Source organism: Amphiplicatus metriothermophilus (assembly GCF_900199215.1).
Taxonomy (GTDB): Bacteria; Pseudomonadota; Alphaproteobacteria; order Caulobacterales; family Parvularculaceae; genus Amphiplicatus; species Amphiplicatus metriothermophilus.
Map to the genome: position 1 here is coordinate 697098 of NZ_FZQA01000001.1, position 16990 is coordinate 714087.

The 16990-nt window shown below is 70.4% G+C and carries 17 protein-coding genes, 1 tRNA gene and 1 other RNA gene; 6 read left to right on the forward strand and 13 right to left on the reverse strand.

Annotation, left to right across the window (positions count from 1 at the left end; genetic code table 11):
- Positions 1 to 179 precede the first annotated feature (179 nt).
- Entirely contained in the window at positions 180 to 2045 is a 1866-nt protein-coding gene (rmuC, locus tag CHB64_RS03470) for a DNA recombination protein RmuC (protein ID WP_159462403.1), read from the forward strand.
- A gap of 18 nt (positions 2046 to 2063) precedes the next feature.
- Here rmuC (CHB64_RS03470) and rmuC (CHB64_RS03475) read toward each other — a convergent pair whose 3' ends face one another.
- From rmuC (CHB64_RS03475) to ffs, 7 genes are all read right to left on the reverse strand, one after another.
- Complete coding sequence (gene rmuC, locus CHB64_RS03475; RefSeq protein WP_089411167.1) at positions 2064 to 3497, reverse strand: DNA recombination protein RmuC; 1434 nt, start codon at positions 3495 to 3497, stop codon at positions 2064 to 2066.
- Between the two features lie 28 nt (positions 3498 to 3525).
- Positions 3526 to 4608, reverse strand: coding sequence for an aromatic ring-hydroxylating oxygenase subunit alpha (locus CHB64_RS03480; protein ID WP_159462404.1), 1083 nt, complete (start codon positions 4606 to 4608; stop codon positions 3526 to 3528).
- Positions 4605 to 5216 carry a recombination mediator RecR gene (gene recR / locus CHB64_RS03485; RefSeq protein ID WP_089411169.1) on the reverse strand — a complete coding sequence of 204 codons (612 nt, stop codon included), beginning with the start codon at positions 5214 to 5216 and terminating at the stop codon, positions 4605 to 4607. Before recR ends, CHB64_RS03480 begins: the two co-directional genes overlap by 4 nt.
- Positions 5217 to 5273: 57 nt before the next feature.
- Complete coding sequence (locus CHB64_RS03490; protein WP_089411170.1) at positions 5274 to 5801, reverse strand: GNAT family N-acetyltransferase; 528 nt, start codon at positions 5799 to 5801, stop codon at positions 5274 to 5276.
- A 22-nt stretch (positions 5802 to 5823) separates the two neighbouring features.
- A complete protein-coding gene (locus CHB64_RS03495; protein WP_089411171.1) occupies positions 5824 to 6147 on the reverse strand; it encodes a YbaB/EbfC family nucleoid-associated protein in 324 nt (107 codons plus the stop codon).
- Positions 6148 to 6225: 78 nt separating this feature from the next.
- Positions 6226 to 8049 (reverse strand): DNA polymerase III subunit gamma/tau, encoded by a 1824-nt coding sequence (locus tag CHB64_RS03500; protein ID WP_089411172.1) that lies wholly within the window; start codon positions 8047 to 8049, stop codon positions 6226 to 6228.
- A 94-nt stretch (positions 8050 to 8143) separates the two neighbouring features.
- Positions 8144 to 8241: signal recognition particle sRNA small type (gene ffs, locus CHB64_RS03505), an RNA gene on the reverse strand.
- Positions 8242 to 8382: 141 nt separating this feature from the next.
- On the opposite strand from ffs, the gene nudC reads away from it, so the two are divergent.
- A complete protein-coding gene (gene nudC / locus CHB64_RS03510) occupies positions 8383 to 9291 on the forward strand; it encodes an NAD(+) diphosphatase (RefSeq protein WP_089411173.1) in 909 nt (302 codons plus the stop codon).
- Between the two features lie 69 nt (positions 9292 to 9360).
- Here the strand turns inward: nudC and CHB64_RS03515 are convergent, their stop codons facing one another.
- Positions 9361 to 10206 (reverse strand): prephenate dehydratase, encoded by an 846-nt coding sequence (locus CHB64_RS03515; RefSeq protein ID WP_089411462.1) that lies wholly within the window; start codon positions 10204 to 10206, stop codon positions 9361 to 9363.
- Positions 10207 to 10401: 195 nt separating this feature from the next.
- On the opposite strand from CHB64_RS03515, the gene CHB64_RS03520 reads away from it, so the two are divergent.
- Positions 10402 to 11193, forward strand: a complete 792-nt coding sequence (locus CHB64_RS03520) for a c-type cytochrome (protein WP_089411174.1) — start codon at positions 10402 to 10404, stop codon at positions 11191 to 11193.
- Positions 11194 to 11267: 74 nt separating this feature from the next.
- Here the strand turns inward: CHB64_RS03520 and CHB64_RS03525 are convergent.
- Positions 11268 to 11341 (reverse strand) — tRNA-Gly (locus CHB64_RS03525).
- 264 nt (positions 11342 to 11605) lie between these two features.
- Here CHB64_RS03525 and CHB64_RS03530 point away from each other — a divergent pair.
- On the forward strand, positions 11606 to 12406 hold the full coding sequence (locus CHB64_RS03530; protein WP_089411175.1) for a lipid-binding SYLF domain-containing protein: 801 nt from the start codon (positions 11606 to 11608) through the stop codon (positions 12404 to 12406).
- 7 nt (positions 12407 to 12413) lie between these two features.
- Here CHB64_RS03530 and CHB64_RS03535 read toward each other — a convergent pair whose 3' ends face one another.
- The 3 genes from CHB64_RS03535 to CHB64_RS03540 are packed head-to-tail and all read right to left on the reverse strand — an operon-like array spanning position 12414 to position 14625.
- Entirely contained in the window at positions 12414 to 13394 is a 981-nt protein-coding gene (locus CHB64_RS03535) for an alpha/beta fold hydrolase (RefSeq protein ID WP_234993314.1), read from the reverse strand.
- Positions 13391 to 13723: a hypothetical protein gene (locus tag CHB64_RS15510; protein WP_234993304.1), complete on the reverse strand. Its 333-nt coding sequence runs from the start codon at positions 13721 to 13723 to the stop codon at positions 13391 to 13393. Before CHB64_RS15510 ends, CHB64_RS03535 begins: the two co-directional genes overlap by 4 nt.
- A 5-nt stretch (positions 13724 to 13728) precedes the next feature.
- The gene (locus CHB64_RS03540) at positions 13729 to 14625 is read right to left on the reverse strand and encodes a class I SAM-dependent methyltransferase (RefSeq protein ID WP_089411177.1); all 897 of its coding nucleotides are present in this window, start codon (positions 14623 to 14625) and stop codon (positions 13729 to 13731) included.
- 260 nt (positions 14626 to 14885) lie between these two features.
- Between CHB64_RS03540 and CHB64_RS03545 the strand changes: the two genes are divergently transcribed.
- Together CHB64_RS03545 and CHB64_RS03550 are read left to right on the forward strand one after the other, a co-directional pair.
- Positions 14886 to 15344, forward strand: coding sequence for an Hsp20 family protein (locus tag CHB64_RS03545; RefSeq protein ID WP_089411178.1), 459 nt, complete (start codon positions 14886 to 14888; stop codon positions 15342 to 15344).
- A gap of 139 nt (positions 15345 to 15483) precedes the next feature.
- Entirely contained in the window at positions 15484 to 15747 is a 264-nt protein-coding gene (locus CHB64_RS03550) for a hypothetical protein (protein ID WP_143265930.1), read from the forward strand.
- Between the two features lie 429 nt (positions 15748 to 16176).
- Here CHB64_RS03550 and CHB64_RS03555 read toward each other — a convergent pair whose 3' ends face one another.
- Positions 16177 to 16968, reverse strand: a complete 792-nt coding sequence (locus tag CHB64_RS03555) for an inositol monophosphatase family protein (RefSeq protein WP_089411463.1) — start codon at positions 16966 to 16968, stop codon at positions 16177 to 16179.
- Between the last annotated feature and the right edge of the window lie 22 nt (positions 16969 to 16990).

Here is a 16990-nt window from a genome sequence, read left to right on the forward strand (position 1 = left end):
GTCGTCAAGCGCGCCCCCGCCTGCCGCGGCTCGCCGGGGGCGGGATGCGGGATCGACGGCTTTTAACCCTAAGCCCTCGCGATTCTTGCGTTTTTCCCTTAAGATCGGCCGGTCGAGGGTCTTGTATTTTGGGGGCGTTGGGGGCGCCGATGGCGTTTTTGCAAGCATTCGCAGTCGGGATGAACGGCCCGACCGGCCTCGCGCCGGCCGCGCCCGAGCCGATTCTCACGGGCGAGGCCGGCTTTCTGTGGACCGGGGCGCTCACCGTCCTCGGCGTCTTCCTGATCGTGCTGCTGCTCATCATGCGCGGGCGCGCCGCCGGCGCCGCCGCGCGCCGCGCGAAGAAGAAAGAGTCGCGCGCGCCGGGCGACTTCTTCCAGCCGGCCGGCGAAACGGCCGAGATCGCCTTCGAGGAAGACGCGCCGCCCGCGCGGCAGGCGACGCAGGAGGAAGCCGCGCCGGACGACGACCCGCCCGCGCCGGCGCCCCAGGAGCCCCGACGGCAGGGCGGGCCCTTCGCCGGCCTGTTCGCGAAGAAAAAGAACGCCGAAGAGCGCGCCGAAGAGCGCGCCGAACCGGTCGCGGCGCGTGAAGAACGCCCGGCTCCAGCGCCGCCGCCCCGGCGGATGGAGCCGCCGCGCGGCCATCCGCTGGCGACGGCGCGCGCGCGCGACATCGCCGAGGAAGCGCCTGCGCCGGCCGCGGCCGAAGGCGAAGTCGCCTATCTTCGCGACTGGCGGCGAGGCGAGGCGGAGGCCGAACGCCGTCAGGCTGCGGAGGAATCGCGCAGCCTCGCCGCCGCGCGCGAGGCCGAATTCGAGCGGCGCAAGCTCGCCGCCGCCTTCGACCAGCGCCAGCGCGCGCTCGAGATGCGCGCCGAGGCGCTTTCGGGCGAATTCTCCGCGCTTCAACGCGAGCTCGCCGACGAGCTGGACCGGCGCTTCGTGACGATGTCGAACCGGCTTGAGGAACGCTTCGAGCGCGAAGGCGGCGACGCCGGCGCGATCGCGATGCGGATCGAGTCGCTGGAGCGGCGCCTGATGGATCTCGCCGAGCGCATCGAGACGCGCATCGGCGCGGCGCTCGCGACGGCGGAGGCGGAAGGCGGCGACAGACAGTGGATCGACGCTGTATCGCATCGGCTCGCCGAACATCGCGAGTCGGTGAACGCGACGCTCGCCTCCCTGTCCAACCAGATCGACGTCCTCGCCGGCGCGCCGGAAGACATCCGCGCCCTGCGCGAGGACATCGCCGCGCTGCGCCGCGCGATGGGCGAGCGCGTGACCGGGCCGAACGCGCCGCAGATCCATCTAGCCGACATCGTGCGCGACGCGCTGGCGCCGGGGGCCTATGACATGCGCGCGCGGCTGTCGAACAACCGGACGGCCGACTGCCTCGTGCGCGTCTCGCCGGCGCTGCGCCCCACGGGGATCGACGCGCGCTTTCCGCTGGAGACGTTCTTCGCCCTGCGCGCCGCGCCGCCCGAGGACCAGGCGCGCGCCGAGAACGAGTTCCGTCGGGCGGCGCTGCGCCATCTGGTCGACGTGGCCGAACGGCTGATCTCGCCGGAGGAGACGGCGGATTTCGCTCTCGCCTTCATCCCGTCGGAAAGCATGTATGCGGAGCTTCATGCGCGGTTCCCCGACGTGGTGCAGGACGCCTATCGCGCGAAGGTCTGGTTCGTCTCCCCGACGACGCTGACCGCGGCGCTCCACGCCATGCGCGCCGCCGCGCAGGGCGGAAGCGGCGCCCCGGTCGAGGCCGAGGACGCCGCAGCCGAGCAGGAACGCGCAGCGGCCGACCTTCTCGCCGCGCTCGACGAATTGCGCCGGCGGGTCGCGGCGCTCGAAGAGGCGCGCGCGACGCCGCAGAAAGCCGATTCGCTCCAGAAGACGGACGCGCCGGTCGAGGCTTCCGACGCCCAGCCGGAAGATTCGACAGAAGTCGCTTCATCCGTAGACGGACAGGCAGAATCGACGGACGCCGAGTCCGCCGCGCGCGAGCCGGACCATCCGCCCGCCCGCTCGCCCTTTCCGCTGCGCTGACCCGGCGCGACCGGCTGGTCAGGCTGCGGACTGATCCTCGTCTTCCTCGCCGGACTCCGGCAATAAAAGATCGCGGTCCTCGCGCAGGGCGCGCACCGGCGTTTCCGCCTCCCTGAGCGGGTCGATGGCGCCGTCGATTCCCGGCAGCTCGTAATCGGCGAAGCGGCGCGCGCGCGGCATGACCCGCTGCTCGATCGCCCCGACCGCGGCGTTGTACTTGCCCACGGCGTTCTCAAGCGCCTTGCCGAGCGCGGCGAGATGGCGGCCCATGCCGCGCAGGCTGTCGTAAAGGTCCTTCGCCATGCGCGCCACGGCGGCGGCGTTCTCCGCGGCCTTTTCCTGCCGCCAGGTGAAGGAGGCGGCCTTGAGCATCGCGAGCAGGGTGGTCGGCGTGGCGATCAGCACCTTGCGCTCGAAGGCCTCCTGGAAGAGCTGCGGGCGGGCCTCCATGGCGGCGGCGAAGTAGTTTTCTCCGGGCACGAACATCACGACGATGTCGAGGGAATCCTTGAGGCCCGCCGCATAGTCCTTCGCCGAGAGCGCCTTGACGTGCGCCCACAGATCCTCGCCGTGGCGCGCCAGGCAGCTTGCGCGTCTGGCGTCGGTGTCGGCCTCCAGGGCGTCGAGATAGGCGTTGATCGAAACTTTCGAGTCGACGGCGATCTTCCGCCCGCCCGGCAGGTTGACGATCATGTCGGGCTGCTTGCGCCGCTCGCCGTCGTCATGGCTCTTCTGCTCGACGAAATCCACATAGGCGGCCATGCCGGCGATCTCGACGACGTTGCGAAGCTGCTCCTCGCCCCAGCGCCCGCGCACCTTCGCGCCGGAGCGCAGGGCGGTGGCGAGCTTGCGCGCTTCGGCGCGCACCGCCTCGGCGGAGCTTGCAAGCTCGCTCATGCGGCCGATCAGCTCGCCGCGCGCCTTCTGCTGGTCGGCGCGCATCTCGGCGAGACTCGCCTCGTAGCGGCCCAGCGTTTCCGCCATCGGCCGGATGAGCTCGTCGAGCGCCTTGCGCCGGCGCTCGGCTTCCGCGCTGGCCGCCTCGCGGTGGCGCTCGAAGGTTTCGTTCGCGCGCTTCAGGAAGTCTTCATGGGCGTTCTGAAGCATTTGCGAAGCCGCGGCGCGAAACTCCGAATCGAGGCGCGCCTTGAGCTCGGCGAAGGCGCGTTCGCGCTCGGCCAGCCGCGCCTCCATCGCCGCAGCCTCGCTTTCGAGCCGCAAGCGACGGGCGCGCTCGGCTTCGAGCTCGGCTCTGAGCGCCTCGGCCTCCTGCGCCAGCGTCTCCGCCCGCGACAGGCGCACGCGCGCCTCTTCGTGGGCGGCGCGCAGCCGGTCGCGCCCGCGCGCGAGCAGAACCGCCAGAACAGCGAGCGCGATCGCGAGCGCGCCGAGAACGGCGAAGGCCGCGAGCATCGCGCCGTCGAGTCCGAAAAGAGCCGGTTGCGGGATCATCGCGCCATCCTATGTCGATTCGAGCGGTTCAGGTCCGCCAGCGCAGGGACCCGCCCGCCGTCGGATTGACGAAGCCGCCAGCCGCTTCGCGCGCGCGCCAGGCCCGCGCGAGCTGGAGATACCATTTGGCCGGCTCGTCCGCGTCGCCGACGTAAAGCGGGCGATGGCCGAGCCGGGCGAGGTTCTCGTTCTGGGCGCGCAGGATCGCGCCGTCCTGGGCGAGAAAGCTCCGGGCCATGCGCGCCAGAACCGGGCGGGCGAGGTCGAGAAGGGGCCAGTCCCAGAACATGACGTGCAGAATGCTCGCCTTTCCCGGTTCGGTCGGCGTGATGGCGGTGAGGCCGACGATCGTGTTGTGCGCTGTACGGATGGTCTCTATACGGATGGAAGGCAGGCGGAACTCGATCTCCGTCGTCGGCGCGCCGCCGAGAAAGCGGTAAATGCGGCTGTTCGAGGACGGGGCGTGCGCGGGCATTTTGAACCCGAGCGGCGTCGGCTCGAAAGCCTTGCGCTTTTCCCTCAGCGCGGCGCCCGCGCGCCACCACCACTGGCGGTGCACGAAAGGGGTATGGGCGGGATCGACGAGGCCGATCACCGCTTCGTCGAAGGGGCCCTCGGCGCCGGCGCGCGCGACGACGCGGGGGCGCAGGCGCGCATCGAGGCCGAAATCCGGCGCAGGCGGCGCGCTCTGGCGCGGCGCGCGCGCCTCCTCGTCCCGGTAAAGCCAGACGAGGCCGTTCTCTTCGTGCAGGCGAAAGGCGCGCGTCCGGATTTTTCCCGGCGCGCCGTCTTCGCCGCACAGCGCCGGAATCGCCGCGCAGGCGCCGTCCGCGACGCGGAACCGCCAGCCGTGATAGGGACATTCGACGAGCGTCTCGCCGCCCGTCTCGCGCAGCCGTCCGTAAGAGAGCGGCGCGCCGCGATGGGGGCATACGTCGCGCAGCGCGAACGGAGCGCCGGCTTTCGTCCGTCCAAGGACGACAGGTTCGCCGAACAGGATGCGCCGGCGCATCGCGCCCCGCGGCAGATCGCGCGAGGGCGCGGCGAGATACCACAGACCCGTCAGCGGCGGGGGCTCTTCGCGCGGGGCGGGATGGCGCGCGCCGGTCATGCGGGCCGGCGGGTCTTCATCGCCGCGGCGAGCGTGCCTTCGTCGAGATAGTCGAGCTCGCCGCCCACGGGCACGCCCTGCGACAGGCGCGTGAGCGCGACGGCGCATCCGGCGAGATGCTCGCTGAGATAATGCGCCGTGCTCTGACCGTCGACCGTGGCGGGTAGGGCGAGCACCACCTCCTTCACCGATTCGGCGCGCGCGCGCTCGACGAGCCGGCCGATATTGAGATCGTCCGGGCCCACCCCGTCGAGCGGCGACAGAAGCCCGCCGAGCACGTGATAGAGCCCGCGATGGGCGCCGGCCCGCTCAAGCGCCCACAGGTCGCCGACGTCCTGCACCACGCAGATCACCGAGCCGTCGCGCTCGGCGTCGGCGCAGATCGCGCAAGGGTCGATCGAGTCCCAGTTGCCGCAGGTCGAACAGGCCGCGACCTTGTCCGCCGCCTCGGCGAGGGCGTAGGCGAGCGGGCGCATGACGGGCTCGCGCTTCTTGAGCAGATAGAGCGCGGCGCGCTTGGCCGAGCGCGGCCCCAGCCCCGGCAGCTTGGCCAGGAGGTCGATGAGGCGCTGAAGTTCGGGGCCGATCTGGCCTTTACCTGTCGGCATAATCGTCAGCTTTCCGTGGTCAGTCCTGCAGCCTCTACGGCGGCTCGCTCAGGCTCATCAACTCCCATCAGGCGGGCGGCGCATGATGAGATTCGGCACGAGTCTGCTGGCTTTCGCCTCGGGGTCGATTTCGAAGCCGAACTTTCTGTAAAAGTGAATCGCCCGCTGGTTATAGGCGATGACGTTCAGCCAGACAGGCCTGTCTGCGCCGAGCCAGTCGAGGCCGGCGGCCATCAGGGCTCCGGCGACGCCCGAGCCATGAAAGGCAGGCGCGATCATCAGCCAGTCGAGCTCCAGATCGTCCGGCCCATGGCGCGTGGCGATCATGTAACCGGCGAAAGTCTCCCCGACGAAGGCGGCCGAGAAGCGCTGATGCGCATTGCGCGCAGCGGCTTCGCAGCATGACGCGCTGATCTCGACGACGCGCCGGTTCTCGGCGATCTGCTCGTCCGTGAGGCCGTCGCGATAAAAAGCCTTCCGCGTGGCGGCCTCGGTCAGCGCCGTAACATCTTCTTTGCGAAGGCGTCGCCAAGCCGAGCCGTCATGCAGGATCGCCGGCGTCGGCCTGGCGCTGTACGCATCCATGCGCGTCGTCTCCGCGACCGGTTCAAAACGGCAGCTTCATGCCCGGCGGCAGGGGCAGGCCGGCGGTCAGCGCCTTCATTTCTTCCTGCACGCGCTCTTCGAGCCGGGCCTTGGCGTCGTTAAGGGCGGCGACGATGAGGTCTTCGAGCACCTCCGCCTCGTCCTCCTTGAGAAGCGCAGGATCCACAGAGGCGGCCCTGGCGTAGCCCTTGCCGTTAAGCGTGAGCTTCACCATGCCGCCGCCGGCGGCGCCTTCGACCTCGATGGCGGCGATCTTCTCCTGGATGTCCTGCATCTTCGCCTGCAGGCCCTGGGCCTGTTTCATCAGCTCACTGAAGTCTTTCATTGAACGTCGCTCCGGAAATTCCGCTCGATCCTCTCGGCCTTCGCCTGGATGAGCGGAGAAAACAACCCTGCGCGCAGCCTATCGCTCATCATCCTCGTCCGGGTCGGGCGGCGCCATGTCGCTTGCGTCGCTCGCGGGCTCCACGTCCCTGATCGCCGTAATCTCCGCGCCCGGAAAAAGCGCGAGCGCGCGCTTGACCATGGGATGGGCCATGACCTCCGCATAGCGCGCGTCGCGGATCGTCGGCGCGCCTTCGGCGTTCGAATCGACCGTCGCCACCCAATGGGCGCCGGTCCATTCCTTGAGGCGGCGCGTCAGCCGGCCGGCGAGATCGGCCGGCGCGCGCTCGTGAAGCCGCATCGCGATCCGTCCTTCCGCGAAGGAAATGAGGTGCACGTAGCTTTCGAGCTCGATTCGCAGCTTCGCGTCGCGCTTGGCTTCGGCGAGGCGGATCACGTCCTCGAAGGAGGAAAGGCGCGGACCCGACGCGTCGCCGCGCGGAGCGGGCGCGCGCCGGGGCGCCGGCGCGGGCTGCGGGTCCTCGCGCGCCGCGAGGGGCTCGCGGGCGAAGCCGCCCCCGGCGGCGGCCGCGCGTCCGCCGGGAGCCGATTCGAGGATCGACGATCGGGAATCGGCGATCGACGCGGCGGAGGCGGTTCGGTTCCCGACCGCCGCTCGCCGCTCGCCGCTTCCCTTCAGCATGCGGAGCGCCTCGTCCGGGGTCGGAAGGTCTGCGGCGTAGCAAAGGCGGATGAGCGCCATCTCGCCGGCCGCGGCCGGATCCGGCGCCTCGCGCGTCTCGGAAAGGCCCTTCATCAGCAGCGACCAGGCGCGGGTGAGCGCGTTCATGGAAAGCCGGTCGGCCGTCTCGCGCGCCCGGCCCGCGTCGGCCTCGCCCGCCGCGCCGTGCCCGGCCGCTTCGGGGCCGGCCGCCTTCACGCGCGAGACGAGATGGACGAGCTCCAGAAGGTCGCGCAGGATGACCGCCGGGTCGGCGCCGGCGTCGTACTGCTCGCGGAAGATTCCGAGCGCCTCGCCGGCCGCGCCCGACAGGGCGGCGTGAAGCAGCTCCCAGCTGCGGCTGCGGTCGGCGAGGCCGAGCATGGCGCGGATCGCCTCGGGCCCGCCGCCTTCGCCGGCCGCGCCCTGCACGATCGCCTGGTCGAGCAGCGACAGCGCGTCGCGGACCGAGCCTTCCGCGGCGCGCGCGATCATCCACAGGCTCTCCCGGTCGATGGCGACGCCTTCCTTCTCCGCGACCTTCGCGAGATGGTCCGTGAGCGTCTCCGGCTCGACGCGCCGAAGGTCGAAGCGCTGGCAGCGCGAGAGCACCGTCACCGGCACCTTGCGGATTTCGGTGGTCGCGAAGATGAACTTCACATGCGGCGGCGGCTCTTCGAGCGTCTTGAGCAGCGCGTTGAACGCCGCCGTCGACAGCATGTGCACTTCGTCGATGATGTAGACCTTGTAGCGCGCCTCGCTCGGGGCGTAGCGCACGCCCTCGATGAGCTCGCGAATGTCGCCGACCCCGGTGCGCGAGGCGGCGTCCATCTCCAGCACGTCCGGATGCCGGCTTTCCGCGATGGCGCGGCAGTGCAGGCCCTCGCCCGGCATGTCTATGGTTGGGCCGGCGTCCTCTCCGTTCGGGCCGGCATAGTTGAGCGCGCGGGCGAGAATGCGCGCCGTCGTGGTCTTGCCGACCCCGCGCACGCCGGTGAGGATATAGGCATGGGCGATCCGGCCCGACGCGAAAGCGTTGCGCAGGGCGCGCACCATCGCCTCGTGGCCGATCAGGTCGTCGAAGGTCTGCGGCCGGTATTTGCGTGCGAGCACCTGATAGCCTGCCCCGGATCCCGATCCGGGGGCGGCCGCGTCGTCCTGGCCTTCGGGAATGTCGGTCATCGTCGCCTGTCCTCGGCGGGCATTATGGGGATTCGCCGGCGCAGGCGAAAGCCGCCGGCGCGTCCGGAACGGCGCTGTGGAAAAATCAAAGGGGGAGGCGGAAGGCTGAAACGACCCGGGCCGAAACTCGTTACGGCTGCTTCCTTCCGGACCTGACCGGGTTGGCGAGAGGCTCGTCCGCCAGCCTTCCGCGGCGGAATATCGGCGCGCGCGGCCGCGATTGCAAGAGATGCGACGGGAGGTTGCAGGTTGCAGGTCGCGGGTTGCAGGTTGCAGGTTGAGATCCGGCTTGGACCGCCTGCTCGCCGCAACCTGCAACCTGCGACCTCGCACATGCCCGCCCCCTCGCTCTGCCTCTTCGCCGCCGAGCCGCTCGATCGCTGCTCGGACGCGCGCGCCGACCCGGACTGGATCGCTGCGCGCCTCGCCGATCCCGAAAGCCTTCTTCTGCCGCTTTACAAAGGCGACCCGCTGGTCTCGGGCGACGCGCCGGTCTGGCTGGCGACGGCGGCGCGCGCCGAATTTCCCGCCGACGCGCCGGTCGTCTTTCTGGGCGTCGCCAGGGGGCGGGCGCATTTCGCGCTCGACGCCTCGGCCGCGCCTTCGCCCGAATCCGCGCCGTTCGCCGGGATCGGGCGCTATGCGCCCCTGCGCGAGGCCGCCGGCTTTTTCAGCGACGACGCCCTCGCCGTCGCCGGCCAGGCGCGCTGGCTGCTCGACTGGCATCGCCGGCATCGCTTCTGCGCGGTCTGCGGCGCGCCGACCGACATGGCCGACGGCGGGGCGAAACGTCGGTGCGCGTCCTGCGGCGCCGAGCACTTCCCGCGCTCCGACCCGGTGGCGATCGTCCTCGCCGCGCATGGGGACGCCTGCCTGCTGGGGCGGTCCCCGCATTTCCCGCCGGGCTTTCTGTCGGCGCTCGCCGGCTTCGTGGAGGCCGCCGAGACGCCCGAAGCCTGCGCCGCGCGCGAGCTGAAGGAGGAGGCGGGCGTGACCCTGACGGACGTGCGTTATCAGTTCTCCCAGCCCTGGCCGTTTCCCTCCTCGCTGATGATGGGCTTCATCGCGACCGCCGCGGACCGGTCTTTGACGCTTGACAGACGCGAGATCGAGGAGGCGCGCTGGCTGACGCGGGACGAGATTCGCGCGCTGCTGGCCGGCGAACGCCGCGAGGACGCGCGCCTGCCGCCGCGCTTCACCATCGCGCGGCGGCTGATCGAGCGGTGGGCTGAGAGTTTGTAGTCCGTAGGGCTTAGTTCGTAGTCGCAGCGCGCGCCGCCCTGCGTTCCATCTGGCGCTACGGACTACGCGCTATCGCGCCCGGGCGGCCTTGTAGACGCCGAGGATCTTGAGCGAGGTGGAGAAGAAGCCCAGCTCCTCCAGCGCGCGGCGCACCGGCGGGTGCTGCGGGTGGCCTTCGATGTCGGCGTAGAACATGGTCGCCGAGAAGGTTCCGTCGAGCTGATAGCTTTCGAGCTTGGTCATGTTGACGCCGTTGGTGGCGAAGCCGCCGAGCGCCTTGTAGAGCGCGGCCGGAATGTTGCGCACCTGGAAGACGAAGGTGGTCACGATCGGCCCGTCATCCGGGTCGGGGTCGAGCGGGGCGCGCGCCATCTGCAGGAAGCGCGTGGTGTTGTGCCCGGCGTCCTCCACGTCGGCGCGCAGGATGTCGAGCCCGTAGATCTCCGCCGCCCGGCGCGAGGCGATCACCGCTTCGTCCGGCCCGCCGCGCTCGGCGAGCCGGCGCGCCGCGCCGGCCGTGTCGCCGGCCATTTCGGGCCGCGCGCCCAGCGCCTTGATGATCCCCCGGCACTGGCCGAGCGCCATCGCATGGCTGCGCACGACCCTGATGTCTTCGAGGCGCGCCCCCTTTCGGCCGAGAAGCTGGTGGCGGATCGGCAGGAAGTGCTCGGCGACGATATGAAGGCCCGCATCCGGCAGCAGATGGTGGATGTCCGCGACCCGGCCGGCGAGCGAGTTCTCGATGGGCAGCATCGCCCGCGCGGCCCGCCCGGCGGCGACCGCGCCGAGGGCGTCCTCGAAGGTCGCGCAGGCGACCGGCTCGTGGTCGGGCGCGAAGACGACGCAGGCGAGCTCCGAATAGGCGCCGGGCTCGCCCTGGAACGCGATCTTCGGTCTGTCCTGCGCGGCGGTCATCGACGGGGCCTTTCTTGCGGCGTGCGGATCAGCCTTTGACCGTTGAAGGCGGAAGATTGCAAGCGCCTTGTCGGCGCCGGCTTCCGCCGCGATCAAAGGCCGCGCCCCGCGCCGGGCCGCGGTCGTTGCGCGGCCGGCGGAAGCCCGATAGAACCCCGGCCAATTCCGCGCCGCCTGCGAGATCGGGGCCCTTCCATGAAAGATCCCTTGCGCTTCAACAAATACGCCGCCGCCGGCCTGACGGCGCTGCTGCTGATTTTCGGCCTGCCGCAGCTGACCAACGCGCTGTTCGGCGGCGGGCACGGCGGCGGCCATGGCGGCGAGATGAAGCTCGCCTATCCGGTCGAGATCGAATTCGGGGCGCCCGCCGCCGGCGAGGAAGCGCCCGAGGTCACCCTCGCCGAGCTGCTGGCCGAGGCCAACCCGGCCGCCGGCGAGCGGCGCGCGGCGCTGTGCAAGTCCTGCCACACCTTCGAGCGCGGCGGGGCGAATCTGCAAGGGCCCAATCTGTGGGACGTGGTCGGCCGGCCGGTCGCGTCCGTCGAGGGCTTTTCCTACACGCCGGCGATGAAGGCGCTCGGCGGAGAGTGGACCTATGAGCGCCTCGACAAGCTGATCGAAAATTCGCAGGCCTTCCTGCCCGGCACCGCGATGGTGCAGCGCTTCCCGCGCGCCGATCAGCGGGCGGACATTCTCGCCTATCTCGCGACCCTCTCGGACGATCCGGTCCCCTTCCCCGAGCCGCCGGCGCGCGCCGCCGAGGCGGCGCCGGAGGAAGCGGCCGCCGGCGAGGCTGCTCCCGGAGATGCGGCGACGACGGAAGAATCCGGCGAAGTCGCGCCGGAAGGCCAGGCGCCCGAGGGCGCCGCCGGCGACGGGGAAGCCGCGCCGGGCGAGACAGCGCCCGCGGCCGAATCCGGCGAGGCCGCGCCGGCAGTCGACGAACCCGCGGCGCGCGACGGCGCCGATCAGCCGACGCAGGACTGAGGCGCCGCCCGCGCCGAAGGCGGCCTTGCTTCCGTACTAATGCGAGAACGCGGACGCCCGCTTCAGGAGAATCTTGGAGCGGGTGAAGGGAATCGAACCCTCGTCTTAAGCTTGGGAAGCTTCTGCTCTGCCATTGAGCTACACCCGCGCGGGGCCAGATGCTTCAGCGCGCAGGCGCGAAATGTCAAGACGGCGGGCGGCAAGCCGCCCCGGCGCGTTTTGATCGCAAAACGGTCCCGCCGGGCTCGACGCGGGGGGCGAACCTCTCCAAGATTTCATGACGGCCGCCCCGTCCTCGCCGCTTTTCGCGGGCAGGGGAGCGGCGCAGGGATAGGATCTTACTTAAGCCCGGCCGTCGTCGCAGCGCCCCGCAAGGCGCGCCCGGCGGCCCGGCAGCGCAAAGGAGGCTCATATGCTTATCCGGATCATGCGCGCGACGGTCCTCGCCGGTCTCGCCGCGCTTCTCGCCGCCGCGCCTGCGCGCGCCGAGACCAAGCGCGAAAAGGCCGAGGAGCTCGTCGCCAGGGCGGCCGAAACGGTCGCCTATTTCAGCGAGGACAGCGCCTTCGAGCCGATGTGGTCGCTCGCCGACGACGCCAAGGCGATGGTGATCATACCCAGCTCCTGGCGCGGCGGATTCATCTTCGGCGGCGCCGGCGGCAACGCCGTGATGATCGCCCGCAACGAGGACGGCTCCTGGTCGCAGCCGACCTTCTTCACCATCGGGGCTTTCTCCTTCGGGTTTCAGGCCGGGCTCGAAAATTCCGAGACCGTGCTGCTCGTCATGACCCAGCGCGGCATGGAGCATCTCCTGTCGACCACGGTGAAGCTTGGCGCGGACGTGTCCATCGCGGCCGGCCCCATCGGCGCCGGCGCGAAAGCGCAGACCACGGACATTCTCGCTTTCTCCCGCGCGCGCGGGCTCTATGGCGGGGTCTCGCTCGAAGGCGCGATCCTGAAGGCGCGTCACGCCTGGAACGAGGCCTATTACAACGCCGCGGTCTCGCCCGCCGACATCATCTATCGCGAGCGGGCCTATAATCCGCGCTCCGCGGTTCTGCAGGGCGCGGTCTGGACGCTCGCCAATCGCGACGCGCCTGCGAATCTGGCTCCGGTTCAGGCCGCGCCGGTCTCGCCGCCCGCCGACAAGCAGGAATACGAAGACGACGCGGTATGGGGCGAGCCCGTCGGCGGAAAGACGGACGGGCGATAAGCCCCGCTCAGGCCTCGGCGGCCAGCCGGCCGCCGGCCGGAACGATCCGCGGTTCGACGAAGGCGTCGAACGCCGCCCAGAAGGCGCGGCGGAATTCGTCCCGCTCCATCAGGATCTCATGCAGCGCGCCCTTGATCAGCGCATGCTCGATCAGCGGGCTGCGCGCGGCGAGAACAGGGTGATCGGTCGAATCGACCAGCGCGTCCCGTTCGGCCGAGACGATCAGCACGGGCGTCTTCAGCCGCGCGAAGCGGTCCGGCCGGTGCAGGTCCGCCATCGCCTCGCTCGCCGCCTTGAGCCAGCCGTAGGTCGGTTCGCGGATGATCGCGTTCGGCGCGGCCTCCTGCAGCAGGCGGAAGCGGTCGTGCCGCGCCCGGTCCGAGGTGAGGGCGTTGCCTTCGAACTGCAGCGAATGCTCCTTGACGGCGAGCACGGGCTGGCGCGCCGCGCCGAGCCCGCAGGCCGCGCGGGCGAGCGCGCCGGCGAAGGCGCGCTTGAAGGGATTGCGGAACAGCCGCGTCATCGGCGCGCACAGAACCGCCGCCGCGAAGGCGTCATAGCCGTCGGCGAGAAGCTGCAGCGCGGGCGTCCCGCCCATCGAATGCGTAAGAAGGACGTAAGGCCCGCCGAAGCGCTTCCTGGCGATCTCCTCCGTAAACAGACGAAGATCGGCGCGGTAGACGCCGAAATCGAGGATGTGTCCTTTCTCCCTGACCGGCAGCAGCCGCTCCGACAGGCCCTGGCCGCGCCAGTCGAAAGTCGCGACGGCGAAGCCTCGCGTCTGCAGGTCGCGCACGACCTCGAAATATTTCTCGATGAATTCCGAGCGCCCGCCGAGAAGAACGATGCAGCCCTTCGGGGCTCGCCCCGCCGCCGCGTCCGGCGGGAACGCGGCCGCGCGCAGGCGCCCGCCGTCCGCGCCGCGAAAGTCGAAGGCTTCCCCGCCCGGCGGGACGGGATTGCTGTCTATACGGATGAATTCGGCTATGTTCCGCGCTCCATCTGCAGCCGGGCCATGACGCTCATGTCGCCGGCGATGGCGATCTCGCCCGAGACATAGGCGCTGGCCAGAAGCCTGTCGCCTTCGAAGATGCGTTGCAGGGTGTCGCGCGAGGCGCGCCAGACGCACAGGCCCCCGCCCCCGCTTTCGCCTTCGCCCGCGCCCGGGTCCTCCGTCACGATCCGCGCGGCCGCGCCGCGCCCGTCCGCCCAGAAGGGCGCCGCGTCCGCCGGTTCGAGCCGGATCACGCCGGCGAAGGGCTTTGAAAAAGCCTTGCGCGCGGCGGCGAGAAGGGGGTCGGGCGCGGCCTCGGCCATCGGGCCTATTCCAGAAGCGCGCCGTCGGCGCCCAGCGGCTTGCGGAACTTCAGCGTCATGCGGTCGCTTTCGCCGATGGCGTCGTATTTCGTCCGGTCGAAATCCGGATCCTCGGTTCCGCGTACGGCGGATGTGCGCCGCGTCGGCGGCAGGGTCCATACCCCGAAGGGATGATCCTTCGTGTCGGCGGGATTGGCGTTGATCTCGGACGCGGCTTCGAATGCGAAGCCGGCCGCTTCGGCCAGCGCGATCACGGTCGACTCCTTGACGTAGCCGGACGATCCTTCGAAATCGGCCGGCGCGTCCTCCGGCGCGCGATGCTCGACGACGCCGAGCACGCCGCCGGGCTTCAGCGCGGCATAGAACTTGTGAAAATTCTCCTGCGCCGTCCCGTTGTTCAGCCAGTTGTGCACGTTGCGGAAGGTCAGGACCATGTCGGCGCTTTCCGGCGGGGCGATCTCGGGATCGCTCAGCGCCGTGACATGCACCGTCCCGTAAAGCGCCGGGTCGCCCTGGAGCTTTTCCCTGAACGCGGCGACGAGCGCGCCGGCGCGCGCGCTCGCGGCCGGGTCGAGATGGGCGGCGTAATAGACCCCGCCGCCCTGCGCCAGAAACGGCGCGATGACGTTGGCGTACCACCCCCCGCCCGGCCAGATTTCGACGATGGTCATGTCGGGCTCGGCGCCGAAGAACAGAAGCGTCTCGCGGGGATGGCGGTATCGGTCGCGGGCGCGCTCTTCTTCGCTGCGATGGGCGCTGTCGATGACCGCGTCGAGGACGGCCTTCGGCGCGAGCGCCTCGGGCGCCGGGGCTTCGCCAGCCTCCGGGGCGTCCTGCTCCCGGCCGCAGGCAGCGAGCGCGGCGAAGCCCGCCGCCAGCGCGAAAATCGTCAGCTTCCGCATGGAGAACTCCCTCTTGGGCGTTTCTTGTTCGTCGTTCGCTTCTTCCTAGCACGCATCGGCGCCCGGTCCAGCGCGCCGGCCAAGGGGACCTGAAGCCGAAGCGATGCGACGCCCCCGCCGGCGGGGCCGAACCGGCAGCTTGAACGGCCGCGCCGGGCGCCTATCTCAAGAGACGCCGGAGGCCTTGACGGCTCCGGCCGCGGCGGCGTCGGCCATCGGCGGCGGCGGCGCGATCCCTTGCTTCTTGAAGGAGGACACTCATGCGCAGCTACGATCTCACGCCCCTTTACCGCAACGCGGTGGGCTTCGACCGGATTTTCGACCTGCTCGACACCATCGGCAAGGTCGATACCAGCGGCTATCCGCCCTACAATATCGAGCGGCTCGACGAGAACGACTACCGCATCACCATCGCGGTGGCGGGCTTCTCCGAGGACGATCTCGACATCGTCGCCCATGAAAACACGCTGATCGTGACCGGCAAGCGTCCGGAGAAGGACGACGGCCGCACCTATCTGCATCAGGGCATCGCCGGGCGGTCCTTCGAGCGGCGCTTCCAGCTCGCCGAGCACGTCCAGGTGACCGGCGCGTCGCTGGAGAACGGGCTTCTCAACATCGAGCTCCGGCGCGAGGTTCCCGAAGCCATGAAGCCGCGCAAGATCCGGATCTCCAAAACCGGCGGCGACGCGCAGACCCTCAAGGCCCAGGACGCCGCGTAACCGGCCGTCTTTCGCCTTTCGCCTGCGTTCGGCCGCGCCCGTTCGCGTCGGGCGGGCGCGGCGCGCGCCGCGGTCTTTGTTCGCGGCGCGCGGCCTGATAGGCTTCCTTCTCGCCTTCGTGGGCGGGAGGAGGTTGGCGATGAGCGCAAGAGCAAGACTGCCGGGGATCGGGCTGGTCGTCGCCGCGCTGGCGCTGGCGGGCTGCGCGAGCCGGCCGGAGACGCCCTGGGGCGCGCAGCGCTCGATCACGGTCCCTTATAATCCTTACGACTACGACCCGGACGAGCTGTTCGCCGTCGCCCAGACCCATTGCGAGGCCTACGGCCTGCGCGCGCAATATGTGGACGAGACGATCGACCCCAACTCGGTGCGCTGGCGCTACCGGCATTTCGACTGCGTGTGAGGGCCGCGCGCGTCTCGCCGACACCCCCGGAAGGGGCCGGAAAAATTTTCCGCGAGGGCCGGAAAACGCGCCTTTTCGCCTGTCAGGCGAAAAGGCAAGACGCTGAAATAAAAGCGCTTTTTCATCAAAGGGGGATAACTGTTCACGAGTTATCCCCGCCTTTCGCGCCGGCTTTAAGCTGGCCTCCGACCGTTGAGGAAGGAGGCCGCTATGGCCCGCGTCGAATCCGTTTCCGGCGTTCATGCGCCCCGTCGCCAAGCGCCCCGGCCGGCGCCGGCGCGCGCAACCGTCGCGGGCGCGATCGCGCGAAACGGCGCGATCCGAATCGTTCGAAATCGGGCCGAACCCCGTGGCGCTATCGACTCGAGTCGACTCGCGCCGTCGGCGTTTCGCGCGGTTTCAGGCCGGGCGCCCGCGCGCGGGGCGCGCTCACGCGCCGGCGATGAGCGCCTTGGCCTTGTCGTAGATTTCGGCGTTCGCCGCGAGGATGGAGCCCGCCAGCGCCGGGCGCGGCCCGCCGTCGATCTCGGTGACGATCCCGCCCGCCTCGCGCACCAGCACGACGCCTGCGGCCACGTCCCAGTTGTTGAGCCCGCGCTCCCAATAGGCGTCGTAGCGGCCGGCCGCGACGAAGGCGAGATCGAGCGCGGCCGAGCCGAAGCGGCGCACGCCGGCGGTCTTTTCGAGCACGCGGTCGACCTCGGCGAGCGCTTCGGCGCGCCCGGGCCGGCCCTTGAACGGCAGGCCCGTGGCGAACAGCGCCTCGTCCAGCGCGCCGCGCGCCGAGACCCTGAGCCGGCGATCGTTGAGCCAGGCGCCTTCGCCCTTTTCGGCCCAGTAAAGCTCGTCCGTCGCCGGATTGTAGATGACCCCGGCATAGGGCTGGCGGTCGCGTTCGAGCGCGATGGAGATGGCGAAATGCGCAAGTCCGTGCAGGAAGTTGGTGGTGCCGTCGAGGGGATCGACCACCCAGCGGTTGGAGTTGTCGGCCCCTTCGATCTCGCCCTTCTCCTCCATCACGAAGCCGTATTTCGGCCGGGCGCGGGCGAGCTCCTCGAACAGGACCTGCTCGGCGCGCAGATCGGCGGCGGAGACGAAATCGGCCGCCCCCTTGCGCGAGACCTGCAGCGCCTCGACCTCGCCGAAGTCGCGGCGCAGCCCGCGGGCGGCCTTGCGCGCGGCGTTGATCATCACGGTGACGAGGGCGGAGGCGTGCGGCATGAGGCTCTGGGCTCGCTGGGAA

What these genes read in the sequence shown, in the direction of transcription:
- rmuC (WP_159462403.1), top strand. Translation starts at nt 180, where the DNA reads ATGAACGGCCCGACCGGCCTCGCGCCGGCCGCGCCCGAGCCGATTCTC.
- rmuC (WP_089411167.1), bottom strand. Translation starts at nt 3,497, where the DNA reads ATGATCCCGCAACCGGCTCTTTTCGGACTCGACGGCGCGATGCTCGCG.
- CHB64_RS03480 (WP_159462404.1), bottom strand. Translation starts at nt 4,608, where the DNA reads ATGACCGGCGCGCGCCATCCCGCCCCGCGCGAAGAGCCCCCGCCGCTG.
- recR (WP_089411169.1), bottom strand. Translation starts at nt 5,216, where the DNA reads ATGCCGACAGGTAAAGGCCAGATCGGCCCCGAACTTCAGCGCCTCATC.
- CHB64_RS03490 (WP_089411170.1), bottom strand. Translation starts at nt 5,801, where the DNA reads ATGGATGCGTACAGCGCCAGGCCGACGCCGGCGATCCTGCATGACGGC.
- CHB64_RS03495 (WP_089411171.1), bottom strand. Translation starts at nt 6,147, where the DNA reads ATGAAAGACTTCAGTGAGCTGATGAAACAGGCCCAGGGCCTGCAGGCG.
- CHB64_RS03500 (WP_089411172.1), bottom strand. Translation starts at nt 8,049, where the DNA reads ATGACCGACATTCCCGAAGGCCAGGACGACGCGGCCGCCCCCGGATCG.
- nudC (WP_089411173.1), top strand. Translation starts at nt 8,383, where the DNA reads ATGCCCGCCCCCTCGCTCTGCCTCTTCGCCGCCGAGCCGCTCGATCGC.
- CHB64_RS03515 (WP_089411462.1), bottom strand. Translation starts at nt 10,206, where the DNA reads ATGACCGCCGCGCAGGACAGACCGAAGATCGCGTTCCAGGGCGAGCCC.
- CHB64_RS03520 (WP_089411174.1), top strand. Translation starts at nt 10,402, where the DNA reads ATGAAAGATCCCTTGCGCTTCAACAAATACGCCGCCGCCGGCCTGACG.
- CHB64_RS03530 (WP_089411175.1), top strand. Translation starts at nt 11,606, where the DNA reads ATGCTTATCCGGATCATGCGCGCGACGGTCCTCGCCGGTCTCGCCGCG.
- CHB64_RS15510 (WP_234993304.1), bottom strand. Translation starts at nt 13,723, where the DNA reads ATGGCCGAGGCCGCGCCCGACCCCCTTCTCGCCGCCGCGCGCAAGGCT.
- CHB64_RS03540 (WP_089411177.1), bottom strand. Translation starts at nt 14,625, where the DNA reads ATGCGGAAGCTGACGATTTTCGCGCTGGCGGCGGGCTTCGCCGCGCTC.
- CHB64_RS03545 (WP_089411178.1), top strand. Translation starts at nt 14,886, where the DNA reads ATGCGCAGCTACGATCTCACGCCCCTTTACCGCAACGCGGTGGGCTTC.
- CHB64_RS03550 (WP_143265930.1), top strand. Translation starts at nt 15,484, where the DNA reads ATGAGCGCAAGAGCAAGACTGCCGGGGATCGGGCTGGTCGTCGCCGCG.
- CHB64_RS03555 (WP_089411463.1), bottom strand. Translation starts at nt 16,968, where the DNA reads ATGCCGCACGCCTCCGCCCTCGTCACCGTGATGATCAACGCCGCGCGC.